Source organism: Cellulophaga geojensis KL-A (assembly GCF_000568425.1).
Classification (GTDB): domain Bacteria; phylum Bacteroidota; class Bacteroidia; order Flavobacteriales; family Flavobacteriaceae; genus Cellulophaga; species Cellulophaga lytica.
The window spans coordinates 59,050-68,677 of sequence record NZ_ARZX01000021.1 but is presented as its reverse complement, the minus strand read 5'-3'; the positions used below and the strand labels follow the sequence as shown (position 1 = coordinate 68,677).

Genomic DNA, 9,628 nt, shown 5'->3' with positions numbered 1-9,628 from the left:
AGCGACTTTATAAATATACACAGACCTTTCGGTTTTAGCCTAAAACTCTGCATTACGTTTAGGCTTTGTTGTGCGGCGTTTTTATTCCAGTTTATATGTTTTTTTATCAAGTATTTTAGCCTCTTTCATATAGCCCAATTCTAATTCGAATTTGGTCACAGTCGAATCACGTTGTATATTTTCTAAATTGGATTCTACTTCGTATTCATCTATGCGGGTACTTAAGTATCTGGTGTCATTAAGTTTTTTCGAAACCAATTTGTATTTTAAGTTTATGTCAGGATCGTTTCCAATTCCTGCAATTGGATAGAATCCTATTAGGCTATCTCTTTTGTTGTAAATAAGCATTCTCAAATCCGGATAACGACCAGTTACACCGTCGACAATGGTGATGATTTTTTGTTGATTAGTATTTTTCTGGATAGAATAAAATTGGTAATAATTGGTGTCCACCAAGCCATTTCTAAGTCGATATTGATAGTATTTTTCAGCTTGTATTTTGGTTAAAGACTTTAACTTAACTTTTCCCTCGTACCATTCCTCAAGATTAAATTCTTCTAGTCCAAAAAATTTAAAATCTGTTGAGTCTATAAATATTGAGTTCGAAATATCGTTTTGAGAGCCCTTTTTTCTATTCGAACAACCGAATATTAAAAGTGAAATTAGAAAGAGGTTTAGTAATCGGTACATAGTTTTTTAAATGACGCACAACGTTGTTGTATATGGTTTGTTGCGTGTTTAAGTAACTAATTTAGCAAATAAAAACCGAATAGAATATTCCGCAGGAATATTCGTAAGTAGGCTAGAACTAGCAATTAATTTTACACGATGTTACCCAACGTTTTTTATTCTTTCTCTAATTCCACAATTAAGTCACTAATTAAATGTCCTTGATTTAGTTCCATTTCCTTTGTTTTATATCCGACTTTTCGAATTTTGATTTTGACTGGATTATCTGGACACAATCCATAACTGTCAGAATTCATAAAGAAAATACCTGTTGAATCTGTTGCAAAAACACAATTCGTCTCAACATTTTGAGCAGTTGCTCTTACTATTTCAGTACACTTTATGTTTTTAAACTCAAAGAATACTTTTTCAATCGGTTCTTTTGATTTAGAATCAATAACTTTTCCGTCAATTGTTACCCAACAATCGCAAGAAATAAGTACGAAAGAAACCAAAATTCCAATTATTAGGTTTTTATTCATTTGTGTTTACAAATCGGTTAGTTATTAAATTCCATTTATTTTCTTTTCGGTCAAACACAAATCGTATATCAGGTTGATAACCGTTCGTTCCTCGACAACCAACTGAAAATTCCGCTTTTTTAAATCGAATTCCACGTTGAAAAAACATTCCTCTTTTCGCAGTCACAGAAACGTCTCCAAAAATTATGTCAATCGTATCTTTCGCAACTATTTTATGATTCAGGCGAATTATGTTAATCGTTTTTTTCTTTTTAATCGACAAGTCAATCAGTTCCTCGTCAGTTAGAAATTTAATTCGGTCAGAAACATCTAATTCCGCAATCCTTTTTCCATAACCACTCATTTCCACGTAATTCCATCCACTTCCTAAAATCAAATCAATTCTGCTATTTAATGCTCGAACGTAAAGACTATCTAATTCGGTCGGTTCGATAGAATTCATTCCGTTTTCATTTTGGTCAAGTATATTTTCTTGTCCAAAACTTATAATTCCGATTAAGGTCAATATGATTACGAATGCTTTTCTCAAATGTTGGGTAACGGTCTCGGCTATGAGTAGTTGCGTGGGTTAGCGACTGACTTTGCAAGTATACACCAACTTGGAAATTCCGCAGGAATTTTCAAAGTAAGCGAGAACAAGCAATTACTTATAGCCATTGTTGTGCGTTCGTTTTTAATTCAGTTCGTATTCAATTAATTCTTTTTTAAGCTCTTCCGATTTCAAAAGCGGTTTCCTTTCCAAATGAGCAAATCCATATCCATTTCCCTGAATAAAAGCAGGCAAATAATTTTCTCCAATCTCCAAAATTATTCCAACGTCAATTAAGTTTGAAAATTCTCCGTTTACTTTTTTAGCTTCATCTGAATTCGGCTTGCATATTATTTCATCGTGATAGCTACTTGTAGTTCCATCGAGTAATTTTTCGATTTCACTTTTTCTTATTTCAGCTATTTTACTTAACATTCTGTTCCATTTAGAGTCGATTTTTTTGACTTTCGCAGGTTCTGTAATCGAATCGGTGAAGTATAAAAAAGTCCGAACGGATTTTATGTCCGTTATTAGTTTATTTTCTACAATGACTTTTGCATTTTTATAAGGCAAATAACTTTTTTTAAATTCTCGAACTTTTACAGTCATAGCTTCATCCACCTTATTTTGTGAACTCGCAATTTCGGGCACACATTCCAATTCCACATAATATTCCTCGAACTCAATTATGACTTTAATAAATTCCGTCCATATTCGCTTCGGTTCAGAGTTTTTAAGTCTCTGAATAATATCTTTTTCTATTTCGTTAAATGTGTAGTTCAATTTTTTTCTCAAATGACGCACAACTAGTTAATAAACGCAATTTATTGCGTTTATTTCGCCAATAGGGTTATGTAAACGCACATATGGCAGTATGGTTTAGTTATTTTTCTTACAATATAGTAATTATTTTTGTAGTACAAACCAAGTGATATATAGTTGTATTACTAAACTTATATTTTGGCGCTAGTGTAATAAAAAAGCCTCTAAAAAGAGGCTTGTATAAATTGTAATTTAGTTTTCTATTCTCCAAGGTGGGTTTAGTCTGTTTTCACCAGCATAAAATAATATCAGTTGGTTTCCATCTACATCTTTTAGCCTGGCTTCTCTCCACATCCAACTTTGGTCTGTTGGTAGTAGGTCAAAATTAATTCCGTTTTGTTGTATAGTATTCACTTGCTCGTCAAGGTTTTTGCATTCAAAATAAACATAAATACCTTCTCCTTTTGGCAATTCTTTTGTCTGGTGAATAGAAAAAGTTGAGTTGCCATCTGGACACACAAACCTTGCGTAATGCGGTAATGCTTTTACAATTAGTTTTAGCCCTAATTTTTCATAAAACGGTATAGACTTTGTTAAATCTAAAGAGGGTACAGTTACCTGGTTTAGGTTCATTGTTTTTTGGTTTAAATAAGGCTTGTTTTTAAATAAGGTTTAACACGTAAAAATACTATTCTTGCTCAAACCTTTTTGTAGTTTTAGAATACTTTAGTTTGTGTATGTCCCATTTGCTATGTCCTGCATTACGCTCTAGTTTTTGGGCAATTATCATACGCTCACCATCTGTTCTAAGGTTAATCATTCCGTATTTGGTTAAAAACGAGTTTATTTCTTTATTAATTTTTTTTATACTTTTTAAAAACTTCTTTTTTTGCGCTTCTTCGGTTTCTTCTTTATAGTTCTTTTTTATGATTTTTAAGTCTTCAAACATTTTAGAAATACCTTGTAGTTTAATATACGTTATTTCTTTTGTAGACCTAGCCAATTCGGTAGAGAAAATAAGTGGTTTTTCTCCATAACCACATTTGCCTAACGCACCAATAGTATCTGGCCTTGGATGAGCATAACTTTCATCATCACCAGAAGATATTACTGTGGCACTAGAATTTATTGCTTGTATAAAGCCATAATGAAAATGATTGCTGCCATGGTGGCAAGCCTTGGCTACATCTACTTGTAATTCATGTAACTGAGCATTATTTTTGTAATAATCTTGTAGTATTTGGCCAAACTCTGTGTTAACATCTCCTCCTAAAAGAATTTTAGACTTACCAAACTCGTACTTTAAAATAACAGAGTGTCCGTTTTTATCTTTTCCTAAATTGTTAATACTTTTTAGTGCATCTTTACCCTCAATTTTTTTAGTAATTGGCCCTAATATTTTTATTGAGTTTTTAGTATTATTTACAGTGCTTTCTTTACTATAATTGGGCAAATAATTAGCGCTAATGTCTAACGCTTTAAAACTAACATTAGGGTTATGTTTTAATACTTTGTACAGTGTTTTACAATAGGTAGAACCTGCACCTTTTCTGTTTTTAGCGTCTGTAATTAAGTGCAGCATTTGCGCCGTAGTTGTTATTACATTTGTATAATAGCCATCTTTTTTAGTGCCTAACCTGTTAGCACCAGGGCGTTCTACTAAACCATTATGGTAAATAGTGTCTATTTTTATTTTATCATTGTCAAAAACATACCCAAAACCTTGGTAGTGGTCAGCATCAGAATGACTAATAATTGTTGTGAACGGAAAAGATAAGGGAGATTTACGGTCATACAAATTAAAACGCCATGATAAATACCGGTTCATATTATCCGTTTTTCCGGCATCTATAAGTATGTGTTTATCATTTGGAGTAACAATATGGCAACCGTCTCCTTGGCCAATATCTACAAAGTTAACTTCTAATAACCTTTCTTTTCTAAGTTCATCTACTTTTACCCAACCATTGGTATTTCTGCTTCTGGCAAATACTCTATTATTTACAATTTTGGTATCTAAAATTTTTATATAATCACCAAATAAAAGATGATTGCCCCAAGACCTACCATCAGAAGATTTGTAAATTTTTACAGAAGGGTATTCTGCAAACGCATATTTTCTTTTATAGGATCCTATGTTGTACGCGTCTTCTGATAGATGTGTCATTAGAACATTATTTAGGGTTACATATGCCTACTCTTCAACAAATAAATAATTTAACTTTAGGTTGTTAAAGGCAGTATTAAAAGCGGTTATTTCATCATCTAACACTTTATTAAAAGCAGTTAGTTGTGTGTTAATTTTTGCTGTTAGTTCATTTTTAACGGCAATATCTTGGTCTGTTGGTGCAAAATCATCCAAGCCAATTAAACTATTTATATGCGCTAATTTATTTGTGAGTTTTATAGGAAAATTAAGCGGATCTTGATTACTTCTGTTTTTAGTTTGATACAGCTCTTTTTCTATATTCTCTAGCTTTTCTCGCATTGTTTTGGCTTTTTCTACCAGTTCTTTTGTTGCTTCAGTATCTTTATATTGTTTTTCAAAAGCAGCAAGTTGTGCTGTAATTTTTCGCATTTTTTTAATAGAAGTATGTGCTTTGTTTACCGTTTCATTTACCTCTGTTATAAAATTGTACTGCTTTTGCATATCTGCAATGCTAGCTTCTGCTCTTGGGTCTGGCACAATGGTAAAGTCTTTACTTTGTGTAGCGCCATTAACTACCAATTGTACGTTGTAATCTCCAGGTACTGCTTTTGGTCCATTAAAACTAGCCCACCAAAAAATCATACCTTTAAGTTTCTCGGCTCCCTTTCCGCGCGTGTCCCACACAAAGGTGTTGCCTCCTTTTTTAACTTTTAATTTCTTGTTTTTTTCTTTGGCCTTATTGCTAAACGTAGCTAAAGTATCTCCTTTTTTATTAAAATAGATTAGTTTAACGTTATCGTTTTCTTCTAGTTTGTTAATATAAAAATGCGTAATTACACCGTTTGGGTGGTTGCTTCCAGCTAATTTAGATGGTCTGCTACTGCTACCACCTTTTGTTCTATAAGTGTCTTTTGGTTTGTATAATATTGATGTTGCATTTTTTGTATTTTCATCTAATTGATGCAATACAGACAAATCATCTAAAATCCATAAACTTCTACCTTGTGTAGCAACAATTAAATTGTTGTTTTTAATTGTTAAATCTGTTATTGGTACAATTGGTAGGTTTAACTGAAAAGGTTTCCAGCTAGCACCATCGTTAAAAGAAATATACATTCCTGTTTCCGTACCAGCGTATAACAATCCTTTTTGTTTAGGATCCTCGCGCACTACACGTGTAAAGTGCTCATTGTTTATACCGTTTGTTATTTTTGCCCAGGTTTGTCCGTAATCTGTAGTCTTGTATAAGTAAGGTGCAAAGTCGCCCAACTTGTATTTTGTAGCAGCTACATAGCACGTACCTTCATTAAAAGCAGAAGGTTCTATGCTATTTACCATAGACCATTGGGGCATATTTTTAGGTGTAACATTTTCCCAAGTTTCGCCACCGTTTTTAGATACGTGTATTAAACCATCATCACTACCAACCCAAAGTAAGCCTTCTTTAAGCGGACTCTCATTAGCTGCAAAAATGGTGCAATAGTACTCTACACTTGTATTGTCTTGTGTAATTGGTCCGCCACTAGAAACTAGTTTGCTAGGGTCATTACGAGTTAAATCATCACTTAATAATTTCCAAGACTGACCTTCATTTTCTGTAACGTGTACGTGGTTAGAGAAGGTGTATAGTTTTTTAGGGTTGTGTTTGCTAAATAGTATAGGAAAGTTCCATTGAAAACGGTATTTCATCCCATCTGCACCATATCCCATAGGATTGTCTGGCCATACGTTTATAGCTCTTGTTGTACCTGTTTTATGGTTTTTTCTAGTTAAAAATCCGCCATAACTACCACCGTATACAATGTCATTATTTGTTGGGTCTACAGCAATATGTGCCGACTCGCCACCTGCGGTTTCCTCCCAGTCATTATCACTAATAGAGCGCCCATCACTTCTGTGGTTTATACGTATGGTAGAATTGTCTTGCTGTGCAGCATAAATTCTGTACGGAAATGCATTGTCTGTAGTTACTCTGTAAAATTGTGCTGTAGGTTGGTTGTTGTAAGTGCTCCAAGTATCGCCACCATCATAGGTAATTTGCGCGCCACCATCATCACCAATAATCATTCTCTTTGGATTTTCTGGAGCTATCCATAAATCATGATGATCTCCGTGTGGTGCATTAAATGTGCTAAACGTTTTACCGCCATCTGTAGATTTGTGGTATTGCACGTTAAGTACGTATACAGTATTAACATCTTCTGTGTCTGCATACAAACGTGTATAGTACCAAGCACGTTGTCTTAATTTACGTTCTTGGTTTACTTGTGTCCATTTTTTACCGCCATCATCACTACGGTATAGGCCGCCTTTTTCTTTGTTTTCTACAATTGCCCATACACGTTCTGAGTTTTTAGGCGAAACAGTAACTCCAATAATCCCCAATGTATCTTTAGGAAAACCTTCGTTTTTAGAGATTTCTGTCCAAGTTTCTCCACTATCTGTACTTTTCCATAAAGCAGAACCGTCTCCGCCACTGCTTAAACTATAAGGTGTTCTTTTTGCGCGCCACGTAGATGCATATAAAACACGAGGATTGTTTGGGTCTAACGTTAAATCTACAGCGCCTGCACTGCTGTTAACAAATAGTGTTTTACGCCACGTTTTACCGCCATCTGTACTTTTATAAACACCACGTTCTTCTGTAGGCTTGTATATGTTACCTAAAACTGCAGCGTAAATAATGTTAGGGTTTTTAGGGTGAATTTTTATACGTGGTATGTGTCTGCTTTTACTTAAGCCAGCAGAGGTCCAAGTTTTACCACCATCTTCAGTTTTCCATATTCCATAACCAGATGAAACATTACCACGTAGTGTTTTTTCTCCACCACCAACATAAATAATATTAGGATCGCTTTGTGCAACTTCTATAGCGCCAATACTACCGCCAAAAAAGCCGTCAGAAATATTACCCCAGCTTCTTCCGCCATCTTCGGTTTTCCAAACGCCACCACCAGTAGCTCCAAAGTAAAATAAGTTAGGTTTGTTGGGTACGCCAGTTACTGCCGCAGATCTGCCACCTCTAAAGGGTCCAATTAAGCGGTATTGCATACTGCTATATAAAGCTTCTGGGTATTGGTCTGTTGTAGATTTTTGTTTTCTTTTTTGAGCAAAAGAAATTTGAGAAATACATAAAAGCAGCAACAAAAACGTGCTGTTTTTTAGGTGATTGAGTTTCATAATGTTCTTGGTTGTAATTAGTCTCTCTAAAAATAGCGAAAAAAACTAATAACCAAAGAAATTAATGCACTAGTGGTTTGTGTTGGTAGTATAATTTATGCATTAGGATTTTTACTTCTAATGCGCTTGTATAATTTAATACCTAGCATTAAAAGTAGTGCCAAAGTAAAAATGCCAAGTACACCGTAAACCCAGTTAATAGCATTTCTTACAATAACTAAAAACACCACAGAAAAAAGAATAAGCGTAGAAGCTTCATTCCAAATACGCATAAATTTAGAGCTGTACTTTATTTGGTTTTTTTGTAATTGGTTTACTATTTGATGATTTTTTAAATGATATAAAATAAGTAAAAAAACAAACCCAAGTTTTACGTGCATCCAAGGCAGTTGTAAAAATGATGGGTTAATTATAAGTAACAATAGGGCAAATAACACAGCCAAAATTGCAGATGGCCAAGTAATAATGTACCACAAACGCTTGGTCATTAATTTAAACTGTGTAGTTAATATTTCTTTTTCTGGTGAAGGTTTAAAACTGGCTTCAATATGGTAAATAAATAACCTTGGTATATAAAATAAACCAGCAAACCACGTAATTACAAAAATTAAGTGAAGCGATTTTATATACAGGTAGTATTCTTCCATTAGTACACTAGTTTATTTAGCTTGGTAAGCTACCATCTTTTTCCCAATTATTTACCCAGTCTGCCATTACAGCAACCCAGTTTTCATCAGTATTTAAACAAGGTATATGTTTATACTCTACACCACCAGCTTCTGTAAATTGCTCTTTACCTTCCATAGCAATTTCTTCTAAAGTCTCTAAACAGTCTGCAACAAAGGCAGGTGTAATTACAGCTAAATTCTTTTTACCTTCTTTAGGAAAACGTTCAAACTCAAAATCTGTATACGGTTTTAACCAAGGGTCGTTTGGTAAACGAGATTGGAATGATACACTTATTTTATCTTCTGGTATGCCTAAAAGAGCAGTAACTCTTTTTGTAGTTTCATAACATTGGTGACGGTAACATGTATTGTGAGCTACAGAGTTGGTAGCGCAGCAAGAACCATCTATTTTACAATGAAACTTAGTTGGATCTGATTTTTTTATGTGACGTTCTGGAATACCGTGGTAAGAGAACAATATATGATCATAATTAAAACCTTCTAGGCTCTTTGCTATACTGTTAGATAGTACTTTTAAATAATCTTCATTCTTATAAAAAGCTTGTAGCGTAGTTATTTTCATTTCAGGAAAATGCTGCTCTTTTTCTTCCATTGTTTTAACCACAACGGTTTCAAAAGAAGACATTGCGTACTGCGGATATAGAGGAACTAATAAAACTTCATCTACGCCCTTATCTTTAAGCTCTTGCAATCCGTTTTTAATAGTCATACTACCGTAACGCATACCCAAAGCAACAGGCATTTTGGTGTGTTCTTTTACCTTGTCTGTAAAACGTTCTGAAATTACAACAAGTGGCGAACCTTCTTCCCACCATATTTTTTTATATGCTTCAGCAGATTTTTTAGGTCTGGTACGTAAAATAATACCACGTACAATAATATTACGTAACCAATTAGGTACATCTATAACCCTTTCATCCATTAAAAACTCATCTAAATATGGCTTAACATCTTTAGGTGTTGGACTATCTGGTGATCCTAAATTTACTAATAAAACTCCTTTCACAACTGTATCTTTTTAGAAATGCAAAAATAAGGCTTGTTGCTCAACTTTAACACTTTTGGTTATAATTTATACTTATTCTTTAATAGTTATAATCATTTTTAA

9 protein-coding genes are annotated in these 9,628 nt (G+C 33.8%); all 9 read right to left on the bottom strand.

Annotation, left to right across the window (positions count from 1 at the left end; genetic code table 11):
* Nucleotides 1-81 precede the first annotated feature (81 nt).
* Nucleotides 82-690 (bottom strand): hypothetical protein, encoded by a 609-nt coding sequence (locus KLA_RS14225; RefSeq protein ID WP_034646511.1) that lies wholly within the window; start codon nt 688-690, stop codon nt 82-84.
* 155 nt (nt 691-845) lie between these two features.
* Nucleotides 846-1,211 (bottom strand): hypothetical protein, encoded by a 366-nt coding sequence (locus KLA_RS14220; protein ID WP_034646509.1) that lies wholly within the window; start codon nt 1,209-1,211, stop codon nt 846-848.
* Nucleotides 1,204-1,740 carry a hypothetical protein gene (locus KLA_RS14215; RefSeq protein WP_034646508.1) on the bottom strand — a complete coding sequence of 179 codons (537 nt, stop codon included), beginning with the start codon at nt 1,738-1,740 and terminating at the stop codon, nt 1,204-1,206. Before KLA_RS14215 ends, KLA_RS14220 begins: the two co-directional genes overlap by 8 nt.
* A gap of 144 nt (nt 1,741-1,884) precedes the next feature.
* Complete coding sequence (locus tag KLA_RS14210) at nt 1,885-2,523, bottom strand: hypothetical protein (RefSeq protein WP_034646507.1); 639 nt, start codon at nt 2,521-2,523, stop codon at nt 1,885-1,887.
* 231 nt (nt 2,524-2,754) lie between these two features.
* Nucleotides 2,755-3,135, bottom strand: a complete 381-nt coding sequence (locus tag KLA_RS14205; protein WP_034646506.1) for a VOC family protein — start codon at nt 3,133-3,135, stop codon at nt 2,755-2,757.
* A 55-nt stretch (nt 3,136-3,190) separates the two neighbouring features.
* Complete coding sequence (locus KLA_RS14200) at nt 3,191-4,669, bottom strand: ComEC/Rec2 family competence protein (RefSeq protein ID WP_013621109.1); 1,479 nt, start codon at nt 4,667-4,669, stop codon at nt 3,191-3,193.
* A gap of 27 nt (nt 4,670-4,696) precedes the next feature.
* Nucleotides 4,697-7,831, bottom strand: a complete 3,135-nt coding sequence (locus KLA_RS14195) for a VPS10 domain-containing protein (RefSeq protein WP_034646505.1) — start codon at nt 7,829-7,831, stop codon at nt 4,697-4,699.
* 95 nt (nt 7,832-7,926) lie between these two features.
* Nucleotides 7,927-8,478, bottom strand: coding sequence for a CopD family protein (locus KLA_RS14190; protein WP_013621111.1), 552 nt, complete (start codon nt 8,476-8,478; stop codon nt 7,927-7,929).
* Between the two features lie 16 nt (nt 8,479-8,494).
* The gene (gene hemH, locus KLA_RS14185; protein ID WP_013621112.1) at nt 8,495-9,526 is read right to left on the bottom strand and encodes a ferrochelatase; all 1,032 of its coding nucleotides are present in this window, start codon (nt 9,524-9,526) and stop codon (nt 8,495-8,497) included.
* Between the last annotated feature and the right edge of the window lie 102 nt (nt 9,527-9,628).

What these genes read in the sequence shown, in the direction of transcription:
- KLA_RS14225 (WP_034646511.1), bottom strand. Translation starts at nt 690, where the DNA reads ATGTACCGATTACTAAACCTCTTTCTAATTTCACTTTTAATATTCGGT.
- KLA_RS14220 (WP_034646509.1), bottom strand. Translation starts at nt 1,211, where the DNA reads ATGAATAAAAACCTAATAATTGGAATTTTGGTTTCTTTCGTACTTATT.
- KLA_RS14205 (WP_034646506.1), bottom strand. Translation starts at nt 3,135, where the DNA reads ATGAACCTAAACCAGGTAACTGTACCCTCTTTAGATTTAACAAAGTCT.
- KLA_RS14200 (WP_013621109.1), bottom strand. Translation starts at nt 4,669, where the DNA reads ATGACACATCTATCAGAAGACGCGTACAACATAGGATCCTATAAAAGA.
- KLA_RS14195 (WP_034646505.1), bottom strand. Translation starts at nt 7,831, where the DNA reads ATGAAACTCAATCACCTAAAAAACAGCACGTTTTTGTTGCTGCTTTTA.
- KLA_RS14190 (WP_013621111.1), bottom strand. Translation starts at nt 8,478, where the DNA reads ATGGAAGAATACTACCTGTATATAAAATCGCTTCACTTAATTTTTGTA.